Annotated in this window: 16 protein-coding genes; 9 read left to right on the plus strand and 7 right to left on the minus strand. The window is 72.4% G+C overall.

All coding sequences use genetic code 11. From position 1 onward, the window contains the following. Positions 1–10: 10 nt before the first annotated feature. Positions 11–391, plus strand: a complete 381-nt coding sequence (locus FB471_RS02535) for a hypothetical protein (protein WP_211357928.1) — start codon at positions 11–13, stop codon at positions 389–391. A gap of 60 nt (positions 392–451) precedes the next feature. Next, positions 452–964, plus strand: a complete 513-nt coding sequence (locus FB471_RS02540; protein WP_141995747.1) for a YflT domain-containing protein — start codon at positions 452–454, stop codon at positions 962–964. 3 nt (positions 965–967) lie between these two features. Here the strand turns inward: FB471_RS02540 and FB471_RS02545 are convergent, their stop codons facing one another. After that, positions 968–1,936, minus strand: a complete 969-nt coding sequence (locus tag FB471_RS02545) for a helix-turn-helix domain-containing protein (protein ID WP_141995748.1) — start codon at positions 1,934–1,936, stop codon at positions 968–970. 256 nt (positions 1,937–2,192) lie between these two features. Between FB471_RS02545 and FB471_RS02550 the strand changes: the two genes are divergently transcribed. The 3 genes from FB471_RS02550 to FB471_RS02560 all read left to right on the plus strand — a co-directional run bounded on the left by FB471_RS02550 (position 2,193) and on the right by FB471_RS02560 (position 6,220). Beyond that, a complete protein-coding gene (locus FB471_RS02550; RefSeq protein WP_141995749.1) occupies positions 2,193–3,419 on the plus strand; it encodes a M23 family metallopeptidase in 1,227 nt (408 codons plus the stop codon). A gap of 104 nt (positions 3,420–3,523) precedes the next feature. Beyond that, positions 3,524–4,921, plus strand: coding sequence for an FAD-binding oxidoreductase (locus FB471_RS02555; RefSeq protein ID WP_141995750.1), 1,398 nt, complete (start codon positions 3,524–3,526; stop codon positions 4,919–4,921). Between the two features lie 33 nt (positions 4,922–4,954). Continuing rightward, entirely contained in the window at positions 4,955–6,220 is a 1,266-nt protein-coding gene (locus FB471_RS02560; RefSeq protein WP_141995751.1) for a class I SAM-dependent methyltransferase, read from the plus strand. Positions 6,221–6,244: 24 nt separating this feature from the next. Here FB471_RS02560 and FB471_RS02565 read toward each other — a convergent pair whose 3' ends face one another. Further along, positions 6,245–6,889, minus strand: coding sequence for a tryptophan 2,3-dioxygenase family protein (locus FB471_RS02565; RefSeq protein ID WP_170220676.1), 645 nt, complete (start codon positions 6,887–6,889; stop codon positions 6,245–6,247). A 233-nt stretch (positions 6,890–7,122) separates the two neighbouring features. On the opposite strand from FB471_RS02565, the gene FB471_RS02570 reads away from it, so the two are divergent. Further along, positions 7,123–7,527, plus strand: a complete 405-nt coding sequence (locus FB471_RS02570; RefSeq protein WP_141995753.1) for an SsgA family sporulation/cell division regulator — start codon at positions 7,123–7,125, stop codon at positions 7,525–7,527. A 10-nt stretch (positions 7,528–7,537) separates the two neighbouring features. Here FB471_RS02570 and FB471_RS02575 read toward each other — a convergent pair whose 3' ends face one another. The 4 genes from FB471_RS02575 to FB471_RS02590 all read right to left on the minus strand — a co-directional run bounded on the left by FB471_RS02575 (position 7,538) and on the right by FB471_RS02590 (position 12,201). Further along, positions 7,538–8,368, minus strand: a complete 831-nt coding sequence (locus FB471_RS02575; RefSeq protein ID WP_141995754.1) for an ABC transporter ATP-binding protein — start codon at positions 8,366–8,368, stop codon at positions 7,538–7,540. Between the two features lie 37 nt (positions 8,369–8,405). Continuing rightward, positions 8,406–9,452, minus strand: a complete 1,047-nt coding sequence (locus FB471_RS02580; protein ID WP_246076209.1) for a FecCD family ABC transporter permease — start codon at positions 9,450–9,452, stop codon at positions 8,406–8,408. Then, on the minus strand, positions 9,449–10,513 hold the full coding sequence (locus FB471_RS02585) for a FecCD family ABC transporter permease (protein WP_211358184.1): 1,065 nt from the start codon (positions 10,511–10,513) through the stop codon (positions 9,449–9,451). Before FB471_RS02585 ends, FB471_RS02580 begins: the two co-directional genes overlap by 4 nt. A gap of 89 nt (positions 10,514–10,602) precedes the next feature. After that, positions 10,603–12,201: an amidohydrolase gene (locus FB471_RS02590; RefSeq protein ID WP_141995755.1), complete on the minus strand. Its 1,599-nt coding sequence runs from the start codon at positions 12,199–12,201 to the stop codon at positions 10,603–10,605. A gap of 89 nt (positions 12,202–12,290) precedes the next feature. Between FB471_RS02590 and FB471_RS02595 the strand changes: the two genes are divergently transcribed. Together FB471_RS02595 and FB471_RS02600 are read left to right on the plus strand one after the other, a co-directional pair. Further along, entirely contained in the window at positions 12,291–13,988 is a 1,698-nt protein-coding gene (locus tag FB471_RS02595) for an ABC transporter ATP-binding protein (protein WP_141995756.1), read from the plus strand. Further along, complete coding sequence (locus FB471_RS02600) at positions 13,985–15,742, plus strand: ABC transporter ATP-binding protein (protein WP_141995757.1); 1,758 nt, start codon at positions 13,985–13,987, stop codon at positions 15,740–15,742. Before FB471_RS02595 ends, FB471_RS02600 begins: the two co-directional genes overlap by 4 nt. Positions 15,743–15,892: 150 nt before the next feature. Here the strand turns inward: FB471_RS02600 and FB471_RS02605 are convergent, their stop codons facing one another. Further along, positions 15,893–16,435, minus strand: a complete 543-nt coding sequence (locus FB471_RS02605; protein ID WP_141995758.1) for a DinB family protein — start codon at positions 16,433–16,435, stop codon at positions 15,893–15,895. 379 nt (positions 16,436–16,814) lie between these two features. On the opposite strand from FB471_RS02605, the gene FB471_RS02610 reads away from it, so the two are divergent. After that, the gene (locus FB471_RS02610) at positions 16,815–18,107 is read left to right on the plus strand and encodes an SGNH/GDSL hydrolase family protein (RefSeq protein ID WP_141995759.1); all 1,293 of its coding nucleotides are present in this window, start codon (positions 16,815–16,817) and stop codon (positions 18,105–18,107) included. The last annotated feature ends 28 nt before the right edge of the window (positions 18,108–18,135 follow it).

Below are 18,135 nucleotides of genomic sequence, written 5' to 3' on the forward strand. Positions count from 1 at the left end.
CCTCATCGGCGTGCGGATCGGCATCGCGGTTCTGGCTCTCCTGCTCACCGCCTGCGGGGCGGCGGACACGGCGCCGCCCGAGGAATCCGGCGCCACCCCACCGGGCCCGACGGCGCCGCCGACCACGGGATCACCGACGGGGTCGAGGCCGCCGCCGACGGCGCCCACCACGCCCCCGGGAGAGATCACCGTGCGCGGCGTGGTCCAGCAGGGCGTCGAGCCCGGCTGCCTGGTGCTCACCGGCTCCGACCAGGTCTACCTGCTGGTCGGCGAGCGGGCACGGCTGGAGCCGGGCGCCGAGGTCCAGGTCCGGGGCACGCCGGAGCCTGGCCTGATGACCACCTGCCAGCAGGGGACCCCGCTACGGGTCGCCGAGGTGCGACCGGGTTGAGCCGGGAATGAGCAAGCCGCCACCGGGTACCCGGGAGGGAGACATCCGGAGGTGACAGTCATGGCAACCACGAACGAGACCACCGTCCCCACCGCCCCGCAGCAGGTGGTGGCCAGCTACCCGAGCTACCGGCAGGTCGAGCAGGCCGTGGACTACCTCTCCGACCAGCACTTCCCGGTGGAGCGCACGATGATCGTCGGGCGCGGCATGGAGCTGGTGGAGCGGGTCACCGGCAGGCTCACCTCGTTACGGGCCGCGGGCCTCTCGGCGGGACCCGGCGCCGTGGTGGGTGCGCTGATCGGCTGGCTGTTCGGCTGGTTCGGCTGGTTGGACCCGCTGATCGCCAGCCTGCTGCTGGCGCTCTACGGCGCCGTGTTCGGCGCGATCATCGGTGCCCTGATCGGCCTGGTCGGGCACGCGGTGACCGGCGGCCGCCGTGACTTCAGCTCGGTGCCCGGTTTCCGGGCCCGCTCGCACGACCTGCTGGTGGATACCGAGGTCGCCGAGCGGGCGAGCACCTTGCTGCGCTCGGAAGGCGCGCCGGGGGTCGGCGAGGCACCGGTCCCCCGGTAGCCCCTACTCCCACTCCCAGCCGACGCCGAGCACGCCGGGCGGCACCTCGCGGGCGATCCGATGCACCCAGCGGCCCGAGGTCACGGTCAGCTCCTCATCGGTATGCGAGCTGCCGTGCGGGCCGTGCCTGCTGAACCCGAAGCAGCGCACCGGGGCCGCGCCCGCGGCGAAGCGCACGCTCACGACATAGGTGTCGGCCGGGTATCGGAAGCCCCGGCGGTAGTCCAGGCTCGTCGCCGGGGAGTCGACGGTGAACTCGTACTCCAGCAGGTGCGTCTCCCCCACCCGTAGCCTGCGGTCGAACAGCAGCTCCGCGGCGATCACCGCGGCCTCGTGGTGCCGCCGCACCTTGCCGAGCCGGCAGTTGTCCCGCGCCGAGGGCGTGATGTCGGCGGCCGCACTGCCCGGTTCGGCGCAGTACACCGCAAGGTGGCGATCCGGATCGTCCTCCATCGCCCGCAGCACCACCCTGGTACGCACCGAGTGGATGGCACGATCCGCGCCGACCGACACGATGTCCTCCTGGCAGAACACCCGCAGCTTGTGGTCGGAAGGACCGAGCACAGGGTCGATCGCCTGCGCCAAGGCCCAGGCCGGCTCCAGGATGCCGTCGTAGCGACGCTCCGTGGACTGCCGGTTGGTCCACCGGCCCCGCGGCCGGGGCGGACCGAGCAGCCCGGCGAGCGCGTGGGTATGCAATCCGAGGATGCTCTCGATGGCGCGCACCGCACGCAGCGAGTCCGCCCGCTCCGGCCGGCTACGGCCCTGCTGCCAGTAGCTCAGGCTCGCCATGCTGACCCGGATGCCGCGTTGGGCAAGACGCTGACGCAGCCCCTCCAGGGTGAGCCCGCTGCGCTCGATCGCCGCCCGCAACGCCCGGTGGAACGGCCCGGTCCGCAGCAGGATCTCGACGTCCGGCGGGTGCCGGTCACTCCGGGCCCCTGCGGGCGACTCGCCGGCCGGAATGGTCATGCGGGACACGATATGCCTCCCGTTTCCACCAATATTCTGTGAAAGAAAACAGTTTTTCACGCCCGCACCGCGGTCGACGAGACCGGGCGCGCGGCTGCTGGGCAGGTGAGATGAGCACCTCCGGTCCGCGCCTATCAACAGTATTCGGCCACCCATTCAACGGACACAACCGACGATCGTCGGGCGGCTTGACGCGCCGGTAGCCAACCGATTTTCTGCCTACTACCCCTGCACGTTTCGATCCCCGGAGAAACACATGTCCCCATCCACGATGCGGCGGCGCGCCTTCGCCGCCGCCGCCGGCCTGACCACCGCGGTCGGGCTGCTCGTCGTCCCGCACGCGACCGCCGCCACCGACCCGGCGCGGAGCCTGGACGAGTCGGTCCGCGCGGCCATGCTCACCGAGCGCGGGCCGGAAACCCGCGCCCTGTTCGGCACCGCCTCGCTGGCCGAGCCCCTGGTCGAACCCACCCGGTTCGCGGAAACCGAGTGGGCCTTCGGCACCACCACCATCCCGGCACCGGCCACCGAGCACACCGCCCCGCAGACCGCGCTGTTCGTCGCGCAGCACGAACCGCAGGGCTGGCGGGTGGAACTGGACGGCACGGCCGAGTTCGTCGAGCTCGCCGGGCAGGCACCCGAGTCGGTGGTCAGCACCGGTGAGAAGCAACTGTTCGCCAGCAACTTCGCCGCGGCGAACCAGGCCGCGCCGATGGCCGACACCGGCCTCGGGCTGCCCTGGTCGGAGGGCGTCGCCTGGTGGATGGGCGGCGGCCCGCACGGCAACAGCGGCAACAGCCGCCCGTTCAGCTCGATCGACTTCAACGGCGGGGACGGCCGGGTACTCTCCGCGGGCCCGGGCCGCGTGTACAAGAGCTGTGTCCGCGGCCGCAGCGCGCTGGTGAAGGTGGTGCACCCCAACGGTTACAGCACGACCTACTACCACATGTACAACCTGACCAACCTTTCCAACGGCAGCTCGGTGCGCACCGGCACCTACCTCGGGCATATCGGCAACGAGCTGCCCTGCGGCGGGTCCAGCTCGGGCGCACACGTCCACCTGTCCCTGCTGCGCGGCGACTCGCACATCAGCGTGGACAACATGACCATCGGTGGGTGGACCTTCCAGGTGGGGTCCAGGGCCTACGGCGGCTACGCCGAACGCAACGGGGCCACCGTCGGTCGTGGTGGCCGGCTGACCAACTACGGCGGCGGGGACGCACCGGAGGGGCCCACCGGAACGGTGGACAGCGGTCAGTACGACCGGGTGAACCTGCGTTCCGGTCCCGGGCTCGACTACTCGATCGTCGACACGGTGACCGACGGCACCGTCGTGGGGATCGACTGCACCGCCCGTGGTGGCGAGGTGGACGGCGTCTGGGGTCGCACCGACCTGTGGAACCGGCTGGACAGCGGCAACTGGATCAGCGACGGGTTCCTGTACACCGGGTCGAACGATCCAGTGGCTCCGGCCTGCGCGTGAGAACCTGAAAGCCCGCCCGGTCCCTGCCGGGGGCGGTACGCCGTCCCCGGCAGGGACCGGGCAATCCAGTGGCGCGCCGGGCCGGGCAAGGTCAGGATGAAAGTATGTTGTCCGGCACAGCGAGGGACGCGGCGGGTCCGAGGGCACCGGAGGCGTACGAGACCCGGGTGGCCGGGCTCCGTGCGCAACTGGCCGGGTTGCCCGCCGGGACGCCGGTCCGGCTCGCCAAAAGCACCTCCAACCTCTTCCGCGGACGTTCCGGCCCCGGGGCCGGCGGTCTGGACGTCTCCGGCTTCACCCACGTGCTCGAGGTCGACCCGGTCGGCAGGACCGCCGAGGTCGAGGGGATGGTCACCTACGAGCAACTGGTGGACGCCACCCTGCCGTACGGGCTGATGCCGCTGGTGGTTCCCCAGCTCAAGAGCATCACCCTCGGCGGCGCCGTGACCGGCCTCGGCATCGAGTCCTCCTCCTTCCGCAACGGCATGCCACACGAGTCGGTGCTGGAGATGGAGATCCTCACCGGGGAAGGGGAGGTCGTGCTCGCCCGGCCGGACAACGAGCACAGCGAGCTGTTCCACGGCTTCCCGAACTCCTACGGCACCCTCGGCTACGTGCTGCGGCTGCGGATCCGGCTGGAGCCGGTACTGCCGTACGTGCGACTGCGGCACCTGCGCTACACCGAGGCCGGTGCCTACTTCGATGCGCTCGCCGGCGCCTGCGACACCCGCTCGCACGAGGGCAAGACGGTGGATTTCGTGGACGGCACGGTGTTCGGCCCGGGCGAGCTGTACCTGACCCTGGGCACCTTCACCGAGCACGCGCCGTGGACCAGCGACTACACCTACCTGGACATCTACTACCGGTCGATCCCGCGCCGTGCGGTGGACCACCTCTCGGTGCGGGACTACCTATGGCGCTGGGACACCGACTGGTTCTGGTGCTCCGCCGCGCTCGGCGTGCAGCACCGCCCGGTGCGCAGGCTGCTCGGCAGGCGGCTGCTGCGCTCGGACATCTACTGGAAGGTCGCGGCCTTCGAACGCCGGCACGGCATCACCCGCTCGCTGCGCGGGCTGCTCGGCACGCCGCGCAGGGAACCCGTGATCCAGGACATCGAGGTGCCGGTGCGGCGCGCGGCCGAGTTCCTGGACTTCTTCCACCGCGAGATTCCGATCAGCCCGGTGTGGGTATGCCCGATCCGGCAACGCGGGACGGCCCACTGGCCGCTGTACGAGCTGGATCCGGCGACCCTGTACGTGAACTTCGGTTTCTGGTCGTCGGTCGAGCTGGCTCCCGGCGAGCCCGAGGGCAGCCGCAACCGGCTGATCGAGCGCACGGTCACCGAGCTGGAAGGACACAAGTCCCTGTACTCGGACAGCTACTACGACGAGGACACCTTCTGGCGCCTGTACAACGGCGGGACCTACCGCACGCTGAAGAACCGGTACGACCCGGGAGGCAGGCTGCTCGACCTGTACGAGAAATGCGTACGAGCACGCTAGAACACTCTTGACAAGACGCGAGGGGTGAACGATATGCGCCGGTCTCGACCGAAGCTCGCACGGATCTTCGAAGACGTCCTCGGGCCGAACGCACCGCTGAGGATCACCGCCTACGACGGCAGCAGCGTCGGACCGCCCGACGCCGTGGCCGGAATCGAGTTGACCTCGCCGACCGCGTTGAGCTATCTGCTGTCCGCGCCGGGGCAGCTCGGCCTCGCCCGCGCCTACGTCACCGGGCACCTGCGGGTGTTCGGCGACATCTACACCGTGCTGCGCACGCTGGCCCCGTGGATGAACGGCCTGGACTGGCGGGCGGGCCTGCGGGTCCTGCGCGATCTCGGTCCCGGACACCTGCGCAGGCTGCCGCCGCCGGCGGAGGAGATGCCCGGCCGGTTCCGCCGCGGGGTACAGGGCCTGCGGCACTCCAGGGGCAGGGACTCGCAGGCGATCTCCCGGCACTACGACGTCTCGAACCGGTTCTACGAGCTCGTACTCGGCCCCTCGATGGCCTACACCTGTGCCTGCTTCCCCGCCGAGGACGCCTCACTGGAGGAGGCACAGGCGCACAAGTTCGACCTGGTGTGCCGCAAGCTGGAGCTGCGGCCGGGCATGCGGCTGCTGGATGTCGGCTGCGGCTGGGGCGGCATGGTGGCGCACGCGGCCAAGCACTACGGCGTGCACGCGCTCGGCGTCACCCTCTCCCGGCAGCAGGCGCAGTGGGGACAGAAGCACGTCGTCGCCGAGGGGCTCGCGGACCGGGTGGAGGTCCGCCACCTCGACTACCGGGACGTGGCCGAGACCGGGTTCGACGCGGTCTCCTCGATCGGCCTCACCGAGCACATCGGCGCCCGCAACCTGCCCGGCTACTTCCGGTTCCTCGCCGAGAAGCTGCGGCCGGGCGGGCGGCTGCTCAACCACTGCATCACCCGGCCGACCACCCACGAGCCGCACCGGACCGGACCGTTCATCGACCGCTACGTCTTCCCGGACGGGGAGCTGGAGGGCGTCGGCGAGATCCTGGCCGCCATGCAGGACAACGGGTTCGAGGTGCGGCACGAGGAGAACCTCCGCGAGCACTACGCGCGGACCCTCGCCGCGTGGTGCGCCAACCTGGACGCCGGCTGGGGGGAGGCTGTGGAGGAGGCCGGGCTCGGCAGGGCTCGCGTGTGGGCGCTGTATATGGCCGCCTCCCGCCTGTCCTTCGAGCGCCGGCAGATCGAGCTGCACCAGGCACTCGGCGTGAAGGTGGCCGCGGACGGCGACGCCCGGATGCCGTTGCGCCCGGACTGGGGCGTGTAGCGGACGCGCCGTCCGTGCCGGGGCTCAGTGCCACCGCTCGAGGTCGGGAAGGCGGGGGAAGGCGATCCGCAGCCGGGAACGCATCAGCGGGATGCCGCCGGTGCCATCGGAGTGCAGCCCACGCCCGGCCAGCTCGGCATGCCGGGCCTGCCAGGACCACATCGCCAGGGCCAGCTGCTTCATCGACCGGGCCAGCTCCGGCACCCCGTCCACGTCACAGGGGCGCCGCCGCAGCAGCCGCAGCAGGGCAGCCTCCAGCGGGCTGGGCGTTCCGGCCAGACCCATCACCTCCAGCAGCCGGGTGACCTGCTCGGAATGCCCGGCCCCGATGGCGCCGACCCGGCAACGCAGCCCGGCCAACTGCCGCTGCGGCACCTGCCACAACAGCGCCAGCTGGCCGGTGAGCTGGGCGATCACCGCGGTCGCTCGCTCGACCCTGCGGGTGGCGGCGACGAGCTCGGGCCGCGCCGACTCGAGATGCTCCACCGCCGAGCCGAGGTCCAGCAGCACCTGACGCAGCAGCAGCTCGGACGCCTGCTGCACGACGATGAACAGGTGTTCACTCGCGTACGCGTCACTGGGTTCGGCTCGTCCCTCGGCGGCCCGCGGGCGCTGCAAGCCGAGTAACTCGCCGAGCCGCAGGTAGCGGCCGTAACGCCCCGCGACCATCCCACCACCTCCTGGGGACACACGGTAAGCGAACCGACTCTGTCCGTGCAGGAATGCTGGTCGCAGGGCATCCCGGTACTCGCGACCGAGAGTGAGCCACACCATGTCGATCACCGCCCGTACACCCGATCACGTGAAAGATCGCAGCCGGCGCGTCACGAAACGTCCCGGGGGCCATCACTCCAGCATCGAGCCCGTTCGCCTTCGCGCGAACCAGACCGGAGGGGTGACACGTGAGCACCGACGCCGTACACCAGCATCAGTTCGTGTCGCTGAACGGCTGCGCCCTGCCCGTTCGTTCGCGTTGCTCGTACCTGAGGAGAGAGCCGTTCGCGGTCGGCATCGCCTTCCAGGTCGAACGCGGTCAGTGGGTGGAGTGGTCCTTCGCAAGGGATCTCCTGGTGGCCGGCCTCACCGAGCCGGCCGGGATCGGCGACGTCCGGGTGCGCCCGGACCTCTCGGTCGACGAGGACTACCTCATCCTCGAGCTGGAGTCCCCGGACGGCTACGCGGTGGTCGAGATGCTGCGCGAGGACGTGGAGCGGTTCCTGGACGCCACCATCGCACTGGTCCCGCTCGGCGCCGAGGAGGACCACTTCGACGTCGAGTCGCTGATCGACGAGATCACCAACGTCTGACCCGCGCCCGTCACGAGGCGGCGCGGGCGGCCGCCGGGGCGTCGGCCTCGGCGGCCGGCTTGCGACGCAGCGGCACCACCAGTGGCGTGCCGGTCTCCGGGTCGTCGATGACCCGGCAGGGCAGGCCGAACACCTCGTCCACCAGTTCCGCCGTCACGATCTCGGTCGGCTCGCCCTCGGCGGCGATCTCGCCACCCGGCCGCATCACGATCAGGTGGGTGGCGTACCGGCAGGCCTGGTTCAGGTCGTGCAGCACCGCGACGAGCGTGTGCCCCTTCTCCTCGTGCAGGTCCGCGCACAGGTCCAGCACCTCGACCTGATGCGCGATGTCCAGGAAGGTGGTCGGCTCGTCCAGCAGCAGGATGGCGGTCTGCTGGGCCAGCACCATGGCCAGCCAGACCCGCTGCCGCTGCCCGCCGGACAGCTCGTCGACCAGCCGGCCGGACAGCTCCAGCACGCCGGTCAGCCGCATCGACTCGGTCACCATCGCCTCGTCCTCCTCCGACCACTGCCGCAGCAGCCGCTGGTGCGGGTAGCGACCGCGGGCCACCAGGTCGCCGACGGTGATCCCGCTCGGCGCGATCGAGGTCTGCGGGAGCAGGCCGAGCCTGCGGGCCACCTCCCGTGAGCGGTAGCCGGAGATCACCGAGCCGTCCAGGTACACCGCCCCGGTGCGGGGCTTCAGCATCCGGGCCAGCGCCTTGAGCAGGGTCGACTTCCCGCACGCGTTCGGCCCGACGATCACGGTGAACGAACCGTCCGGGATCGCCACCCCGAGCTCGGTGGCCACGGTCCGCTGGTCGTAGGCCAACGTCAGGTTGTCCGCGTACAGCCGGGTCATCGATGGTGTCCTTTCGTGCCGAACCTGCCGGGCCGGGTCATCCCCTGCCCGTGCGCCATTCCGAGGTGAGCAGCCAGCCGAGGTAGAGCCCGCCGAGGGTGCCGGTGGCGGTGCCCACCGGCAGTTGGGTGTCCGCGAACACCCGCTGCACGGCGAAGTCCCCACCGGCCAGCAGCAGCGCACCGAGCAGGGCCGCGGGCACCAGGCCCGCGCCTGCCGTGCGGGTGAGCCTGCGGGCCAGCTGCGGCGCCGCCAGCGCGAGAAACCAGATCGGCCCGGTGGCGGCGGTCGCGATGGCCGCCAGCCCGACACTCACCAGCAGCAGCACCAGCCGGGCCCGCTCGACCCCGACCCCGAGAGCGGTCGCGGTGTCGTCTCCGAGCTCCAGCATGCTCAGCCTGCGGCCGTAGTAACCGCCGAGCGGCAGCAGCACCGCCACCGCGAGGCCCACCATCAGCGCCTGGTCCCATCCTCGCCCGTTCAGGCTGCCGACGAGCCAGGCCTGCGCCTCCAGCGCGTCGGTCAGGCTGGCCTCAGTGATCAGGTAGGAGTTGGCGGCCAGCGCCATCGCGCTGATCCCGATGCCGACCAGGATGAACCGGTTGCCCTGCAGGCCGCGGCGGTAGGCGAGCAGGTAGATCAGCACGGCGGTGACCGCGCCACCGGCCAGCGCGCCGCCGGAGATCCGCAGCATGCTGCCGTCCAGCAACACGATCACCACCAGTGCGCCGGTGGCCGAGCCGTAGGTGAACCCGATGATGTCCGGGCTGCCCAGCGGGTTGCCGGACAGCCGCTGCAGCACGGCACCGCTGGCGCCCAGCGCGGCGCCGACGAGCAGCGCGGTCAGCAACCGGGGCAGCCGCAGCGTGTTGACGATGAAGTCGGCCCCGGAGGTGCCCCGGCCGGCCAGCGCGGACAGCACCTCGCCCACGGAGAGCTCGTACTCCCCGGTGGCCAGGGTGAGCAGGGTGATCCCGGCGAGTGCCGCGGCCAGCGCCGCACACACCACCGTCGCGCGCCCGTCGAACCGTAGCGAGACCGCGCCGCCGCGGCTGCGCAGCACCCGGTACGGCCGGCGGCTCACAGCGAGGCCAACTTCCGCTTGCGGCACAGCGCGATGAACAGCGGCGCGCCGAGAAGGGCGGTCACGATGCCCACCTGCACCTCGCCGGGAGCGGCGACCACCCTGCCCAGCACGTCCGCGCCGACCAGCAGGATCGGCGCGAGCACCAGCGAGTACGGCAGCACCCAGCGTTGGTCCGGCCCGACCATGATCCGGGCGACGTGCGGCACGGCCAGCCCGACGAAGCTGATCGGACCGGCCGCGGCGGTGGCGGCACCGCACAGCAGCGTGGCGGCCAGCGCGCCGAGCACCCTGGTCCGGCCGATGTGCGCGCCGAGCGCGCGACCGAGCTGGTCCCCCATGGCCAGCGCGTTCAGCGGCCGGGCCAGCAGCAGTGCCAGTAGCACTCCCGCCACGACGAACGGCAACACCGGCCACACCACGTCCAGGTCCCGCCCGGCGAGCGAACCGACGTTCCAGAACCGGAACTCGTTGAACGCCCGCGGGTTGAGCAGCAGCACCGCGGTGTTGAAGGCGTACAGCACGGCGGTCACCGCGGCGCCGGCCAGCACCAGCCGCTCCGGGGTGGCCATCGCCCTGCCCGCCGAGCCGATCGCGTAGACCACCACCGCGGCCAGCGCGGCGCCGGTGAGGGCGAACCACACGTACCCCAGGACCGCGGACACCCCGGCGAAGGCGATCGCGATCACCACGCCGGTGGCGGCGCCGAGGCTGACACCGAGCAGCCCGGGATCGGCGAGCGGGTTGCGGGTCAGCGCCTGCATCAGCGCGCCGGCGAGGCCGAGCGCGGCGCCCACCAGCACCCCGACCACGGTGCGCGGGATGCGGTAGGCGTGGATGATGACCGCGTTCTCCGAGCCGTCGTGCTGCCACAGCAGGTCCCAGGTGGCGCCGAACGGGATGCCCCTTGTGCCGAGCCACACGCTGAGCAGGATCACCACGGCCAGCGCCCCGAGGGCGACCAGCAGGCCGATCCCTCGCAGGGCGCGCACGCCCCGCGAGACCGGGACGGGGTCCGGTGTGCCGCCGGCCGCCCCGGGCGCGGGGGCGGCGCGCTGCACCACCGACACGAAGACCTCCCGCCTGGCCGCACCCGGCCCGCCACTTAAGGTTAGGCTAACTGAATCACCGCATCGCGCGGAATGCCGGGCTACTCCGGCTGGAGGCCGAGGTCGGTGCCGTGGGTGACCAGCGCGCCGTCCTCGGCGCTCACGGTGGCGACCACCTCGATCGCCCCGATCTCCTCCGGTGGCACCCGGTGCGGGTCGTCCCCGAGCACGACCAGGTCGGCCAGCTTGCCCGGCTCGATCGTGCCGAGCTCGCGCTCCCAGTGGCAGGCGTGCGCCGCGCTCGCGGTGTAGGCACGGAGGGCGTCGGACACACCGACGGCCTCGCCGGCGCCGACCGGCAGGCCGGCTCCGGTGGTGCGCTGCACGAGGAACTGGATCGCGCGCAGCGGTGCTCCCCCGGTCACCGGCCGGTCGGAGCTGCCGACAAGGGGCACGCCGTGCTCGAGGAAGCCGCGGCCCCGGTACAGCCAGTCCGCCCGCTCCGGCCCCATGATCGCCGCGTAGTCGTCCCCGAGGTAAGTCAGGAAGTTCGGCTGCACCACGGCGCTCGCCCCGACCCGGGCGAACCGCGGGAGCTGGTCCGGACGTACCAGCCCGGCGTGCTCGACGCGGTGCCGGGCGTGCGGCCGCGGGCGCTCCCGGTGCGCGCGCTCCAGCGCCTCCAGCGCCAGGTCGACCGCCCGGTCACCGATGGCGTGCACGGCCAACTGCCAGCCGGCCCGATGTCCCCGCACGATGGTGTCGGTGAGATCCCCGGGGTCGGCGAACAGCTGGCCGGAGTGCCCCAGCCCGACGTACGGCTCGGTGAGCGCGGCGGTGCGCGGCATCATGCCGCCGTCGGTGAACACCTTGAGCGCGCCGACGGACAGCCGGTCACCGCCGAAGCCGGTGCGCATCCCCACCCCGACGGCGCGGGCGATGTCGTCCTCCGGGTGCGCGCCCGCGGGTCCCAGCACGTCGGCGGCGATCATCGCCTGCACCCGCAACGGCAGCCTGCCCGTGTCCAGTGCGTCCTGGTAAGCGGCCAGCTCGACCGGGCTGTGCCCGATCAGCCCACCACCGATGCCCGCCTCGGCCACCGCCGTGATGCCCTCGGCGCGACAGGCTCGTCCCGCGTGCTCGATGGCGTCCACCAGCTCCGCGGTCGAATAGGGTTGCCGCAGTGCGCGCACGGCGGCCATCCCGGCCTCGGCGAACACCCCGTCCTCGTGCGGCAGGTCCGCGGGCAGCAGGTCGAGCACCGCGCCGTTCACCACGCAGGCGTGGCCGGAGTCGTGCACCATCAGGATCCTGCGGCCCGCGGCCACCGTGTCCAGCTCCGCGGCGGTGACATGCCTGCCGAGCGGCCGCTGGTCGTAGCCGCCGATGTCCACCCACTCCCCCGGTTGCGTACGCAGGGCGGCCGCGCGGATCACCTCGAGCATCCGCGGCACCCCCTCCCGCGGGTTCACCACGGTGCGGCGCGCGGCGAGCCCGGTCCAGGCCAGGTGCACATGCGCGTCGAGGAAACCGGGCAGCACCGTGGCCCCGCCCAGATCCACCTCGTGCCGGGCGGGCAACCCGGACACCGCGCCGTCCAGCCCGACGATCCGGCCTCGCCACACGCCGATCTCGTGGGCCACCCTCAGGTCGTCGTCCATGGTGTGCACGGTGGCGTTCACCAGCCGTACGTCGAGCATGCGTCCTCCCGCCGTGGGTCGGGTTCCCGAGCCGCCGACTTAGAGTAGCCTTACCTACCAATCGGCAGAACTGGGTGGAGGTAGGCAGGGTGCGCTCGCAACCCCCGGAACCGACCGGCCGCGGGGTGCTCCGCGGCGCCGTCGCGGGTCAGCGCGGCCGGATCGCGCTTGCCAGCGTGCTCGCCGCGGGGCACCAGGGCGGCGAGGCGCTGGTGCCGGTGGTGATCGGCCTGATGATCGACCAGGCCGTGGCCACCGGGGCCACCGGCGCGTTGCTGTGGTGGCTGGCCGCACTGGCCGCGCTGTTCGCCGCGCTGTCCTACTGCTACCGGTTCGGCGCGCGGGCCGCGGAGCGAGCGGCCGAGCAGGCCGCACACGGGTTGCGCATCCAGGTGAGCAGGCGGGTGCTCGACCCGCACGGCGGCGTCGAGGCCGGCAGGCTGCCGGGCGCGCTGGTGAACATCGCCACCGGGGACGCCAAGCGGGTGGGCGCGGTGTGCGGGGCGCTCCCGTTCGGGATCGCGGGACTGGCCGGGTTGCTGGTCAGCGCGATCGCGTTGCTGCGAATCTCGGTGCCGCTCGGGTTGCTGGTGCTGCTCGGCACTCCCCCGCTGCTGGCGCTGGCACACCTGGTCGGTCGGCCGCTGGAGCGGCGCAGCGGGGTGGAGCAGGAGCGCGCGGCGCACGCCTCCGGGGTGGCCGCCGACCTGGTGCGCGGGCTGCGGGTGCTCAAGGGCATCGGCGCCGAAGCGGCCGCGGTCGCCCGGTACCGGCGCACCAGCCGCACCTCGCTCGCGGCCACCCTGCGCGCGGCTCGGGCCCAGGCCTGGCACGATGGCGCGCTGCTGGCGTTGACCGGGGTGTTCATCGCGCTGGTCGCGCTGGTCGGCGGGCAGCTGGCGATGCAGGGCGCGATCAGCGTCGGCGGACTGGTCGCCGCGGTCGGGCTGGCGCAGTTCCTGCTCACCCCGTTCCAGATCTTCTCCGTCGTCAACGCCGAGCTGGCGCAGGGCCGGGCCTCCGCGGAACGGGTGGCCTCGGTACTGGCCGCACCGCCCGCCGTCTCCCCCGGCCGGGCCGGGCTGCCCGACCCACTCGCCGGCACCGTGCGGCTGCGCGGGGTCCGGCACGGTGCGTTGCGCGGCCTGGACCTCGAACTCGCGGCCGGCGAGCTGACCGGGGTGGTCACGACCGATCCCGCCGGTGCCACCGACCTGCTGGCCTGCCTCGGGCGGGAGGTCGACCCCGAGCGGGGCTCCGTCGAGCTGGACGGGGTGCCGCTGGCCGAACTGTCCCCGGAGGAGCTGCGGGGTGCGGTGTTGGTCGCCGCGCACGACGCGGACCTGTTCGAGGGCAGCCTGCTGGACAACGTCCTCGCCGGGGCGGGTGCGGCCGGGGCGGAGCGCGCGCTGGTCGCCGCGGCCGCGGACGAGGTGGCCCAGAGCCTTCCGGACGGGAGGGCGACCCGGCTGACCGAGCGAGGCCAGTCGCTGTCCGGGGGCCAGCGGCAGCGGGTGGCACTGGCCCGCGCGCTGGCGGCCGAGGCACCGGTGCTGGCGCTGCACGAGCCGACCACCGCGGTGGACGCGGTGACCGAGGCCAGGATCGCCGCCGCGCTCGCCGAGGTGCGGGCGGGGCGCACCACGCTCCTGGTCACCACCAGCCCGGCCTTGCTCGCCGCGGCGGACCGGGTGGTGCTGCTGGCCGAGGGTGTGGTGACCGCCGAGGGTACGCACGCCGACCTGGTGCGCGAGCTCGCCGACTACCGGGCGGCGGTGCTGGCATGACCGGGCAGCGGGAGCTACTGCCCACCGCGAGCTGGGCACGTACCAGGGCCGTGCTCGGCGAGCTGCTGCGCCCCCGGCGGGGCCTCGCCACGGGGGCTTTCCTGGTGCTGCTGGTCGCTACCGGGGTCGGCCTGCTGACCGCCCCCCTGCTGGGCCACATCGTGGACCTGGTGGTCGGGCAGCGCGGGCCGGACGCGCTCACCTTGCCGGTGGTGCTGCTGGCGCTGGTGGCCCTGACCCGCGGGGTGACCACGGCGCTCGGGCTGGGCCTGGTGGCCCGGCTCGGTGAGGGGATGCTGGCCACGTTGCGCGAACGCTTCGTGCAGCGGGCCCTGTCCCTGCCGCTGGAACAGGTGGAGCGGGCCGGGTCGGGCGACCTCACCGCCCGGGTCACCAACGACGTCACGGTGATCGCCAAGTCGGTCCGGGACGCGCTGCCGGAACTGGGGCGCTCGGCGCTGACCATCGGGCTGACCCTGGTCGGGCTGACCGTACTGGACTGGCGCTTCCTGCTCGCCGCGTTGCTGGCCGCGCCGATCCAGTGGCATACGGTGCGCTGGTACGTGCGCAGGGCGGTGCCGTTGTACGCCGCCCAGCGGGTGGCCGTGGGCGCGCAGCAACAGCAACTGCTGGACACCGTCGGCGGGGCTCGGACGGTGCGCGCCTTCCGGCTGGCCGATGCCCAGGTGGCGCGGGTGACCGAGCGCTCGTGGGGTGCGGTGGACCTGGCCCTGCGCGGGATTCGCCTGGTGACCAGGTTCTTCGCCCGGCTGAACCTGGCCGAGTTCGTCGGGCTGGCCGCGGTGCTGGCCGCCGGTTTCCTGCTGGTGGACGCGGGCGCGGTGAGCGTCGGCACCGCGACCGCGGCCGCACTGTACTTCCACAGCCTGTTCAACCCGATCAACGCGGCACTCGCGCTGGTGGACGACGCACAGGCCGCCGGGGCCAGCCTGGCCCGGCTCGTCGGGGTGTCCGACCTGCCGGCCGAGCAGGAGCCACCGCGGGTGGCGAGCCCCGTGGACGCCTCGGTGAAGGCGGCCGCGGTGCGCCACGAGTACCTGCCAGGGCACGAGGTGCTGCGGCAGGTCGACCTGGACGTGGGCACGGCGGAACGGGTCGCGCTGGTCGGCGCCAGCGGTGCGGGCAAGACCACGCTGGCCAAGCTGATCGCCGGCATCCACGTCCCTACTGGTGGCTCGGTCCGGCTCGGTGGAGTCGGGCTGGCCGAGCTGGGCCCCGCGGGCGTGCGCCGGACCGTGGCGCTGATCAGCCAGGAGGTGCACGTGTTCGCCGGCCCGCTGGCCGAGGATCTGCGGCTCGCCGCGCCGGAGGCGGATGAGCGGCGGCTACGCTCGGCGCTGGAGCGCACCGGCGCGCTCGGCTGGGTGGATTCCCTGCCGGAGGGGCTGGCCACCGTGGTCGGTGACGGCGGGCACCGGCTCACCGTCACCCAGGCCCAGCAGCTCGCGCTGGCCAGGCTGGTGCTGGCCGACCCGCCGATCGCGATCCTGGACGAGGCGACCGCGGAGGCGGGCAGCGCGGGCGCGCGGGCGCTGGAACGCGCCGCCGACCAGGCCCTCGCCGGTCGCACGGGCCTGGTGGTCGCCCACCGCCTCACCCAGGCCGCCGCGGCGGACCGGATCGTGGTGCTGGACGCAGGCCGCGTGGTGGAAACCGGCACCCACGAGCAACTCCTGGCCGCGGGTGGCCGTTACGCCACCCTCTGGCGGGCCTGGTCCGACACCCGCACCTGACCCGCCCCATCGTGTTGGCCGCCCACGCACGCGAGTTGGCCGCCCACGCACGCGAGTTGGCCGCCCACGCACGCGAGTTGGCCGCCCAGAGCGGCCCGCGGTGTCGGGATCCCATCCTGAGCAACCCGATCCCGACGATGTTCTGACCCGCTACGCGCCGGTCGCGCCGTCGATCCGCTCACGCAGCAGGTCGGCGTGACCGTTGTGCCGGGCGTACTCGGTGGTCAGGTGCACCAGCAGCCAGCGAAGGGAGAACGGCTCCCCGGCCCGCCGGCCGACGCCGGTCTGATCCAGGGAGGCGCCGGCCACGATCCCCCTGGCGTGGGCGCACTCCGCCCGCCAGACCGCGAAGGCCGCGTCGGCGTCCCCGTCGAGCAGGTTGAACTCGTGATCGGGATCGTCGTCGGAGTAGTACAGCAGCGGCACGTCCTCCCCGGCGAACTGGATCCGGAACCACCATCGCTCCACCCCCGCGAGGTGCCGCACCAGCCCGTGCAGGCTCAGCCCGGACGGCGGGATGCCTTTCTCCGCGAGGCGTTCCGGTGCGGTGTCCGCACACTTGAGGGCGAAGGTCTCCCGGTGCCAGTCCAGGAAGCCGACCAGGATCTCGCGTTCGTCCCCGGTGCGCGGTACGCCGACCCGACCACCGGTGGACCACTGCCGCGAGTAGTGCTGCGGGGAGATCTCGTTCATGGTCGGAGACTGCCGGCCACCACCGACAAACCCGGTCCGGGCCCGCGTGCCGCCGTGGCACGGTGACCGAAGCACCGGAGCCCGTGACCGACTCGTCGGCATGCACCCGTGCCTGAATGACCCTCACCGAGAGCAACAAATTCAACGACTGTTCCCGGCAAAGAGAGCGCAAGGGTCGAAACATTAAATCCCGCTTCAGGATCCTCCGGATAACTGGGTCAAGACGAGTAGGAAGTTTGCGCCGTTCGGCACGTATCTCGCGACATCACCGGCGTGCTAGCGTGTTGAGCATCATCGGCGATTCCGGGACGTCCACCTTGACGAATTCGCCATCGCGACTTTCGTGACCCGTCGAGCAAACAACGAGTAATGAGGGCCGATGAGGCATGGGAAGCGTTTTCTCGCTCTACTGCTCGGCATTTTCACGGCCGCCGGCCTGCTGGCCGGGCCCGGTACCGCGGGCGCTCGGCCGGAATCCACGAGCGCACCCGACTGGTCGGGCACCTGGTCGGCCTCGGTGATGCGGGCCGGTGGCGGCCTCGTTCCGAACTGGTCGCTGGAGGGGTTCGAAAACCAGACCGTGCGCCAGGTCGTCCGGGTTTCCCACGGCGGAGCCGCGGTCCGGATCCGGTTGAGCAACGTCTACGGACACGCGCCGCTGACGGTGACCGGAGCAACCATCGCACGGTCCGCGGGTGGCGCGGCCGTGCGGCCGGACTCCTTGCGACACGTGACCTTCGGGCGATCGCCTTCGGTCGTCATCCCGGCCGGGGCCGAGGTGGCCAGCGACCTGGCACCGTTGCGCGTCGAGCAACTGGGGTCGGTGACGGTCACCGTGTACTTCGCCGAGCCGACCGGACCGGCGACCTTCCACGCGGATGCCCGCGCCACCAGTTATCGTGCCGCCGGCGACCATCGCGCCGACCACGACGGGAACGCGTTCAGCGACACCACCCGTTCCTGGTACTACCTTTCCGGCGTGGAGGTCGCCGGCGTCCCTGCCCCGCGAGATGCGGTGGTGGCCTTCGGCAACTCCATCACCGGCGGCACGGCGTCCACACCGGACGCGAACAACCGGTATCCGGACGAGCTGGCCGAGCGCCTCGCGGCTGGCGGAAGGCCACGTCCGGTCCTCAACGCGGGCATCAGCGGAAACCGGGTGATCACGGACTGCGTCGGCGAGAAGGCGCTGACCCGGTTCGCGCGCGACGCGCTGGACCAGCCGCGAGTGGGAACCGTGATCGTGCTCCAGGGCATCAACGACATCGGGTTCAGCGAGATCGAGGACTTTCCCTGCTCGCCGAACCCGGAGGTGACCTCGGCTGAACTGATCGCGGGACACCGCGAGCTGATCCACCGGGCGCGGGCCCGCGGCATCGAGGTGATCGGCGCGACTCTGTTGCCGTACAAAGGCGCGTTCTACTACAGCGAGCGCGGCGAGCGGGTACGTGACGAGCTGAACCGCTGGATCCGCACCTCGGGTGAGTACGACGCGGTGGTCGACCTGGACCGGCACCTGGCCGCTCCGGCGGACCAGGACCGGCTCGACCCCGCCTACGACAGCGGTGACCACCTGCATCCCAGCGACGCCGGCTACCACGCCATGGCCGAGGCGGTCGCGCCGCTCGTAGCGTGCCCACGCCCGCTGGACGCGGCGGCGCTCACCCGGTGACCGGCTCCGGTACGGGAACGGCAAACTC

The sequence above is a fragment of the Amycolatopsis cihanbeyliensis genome, from assembly GCF_006715045.1.
Classification (GTDB): Bacteria; Actinomycetota; Actinomycetes; order Mycobacteriales; family Pseudonocardiaceae; genus Amycolatopsis; species Amycolatopsis cihanbeyliensis.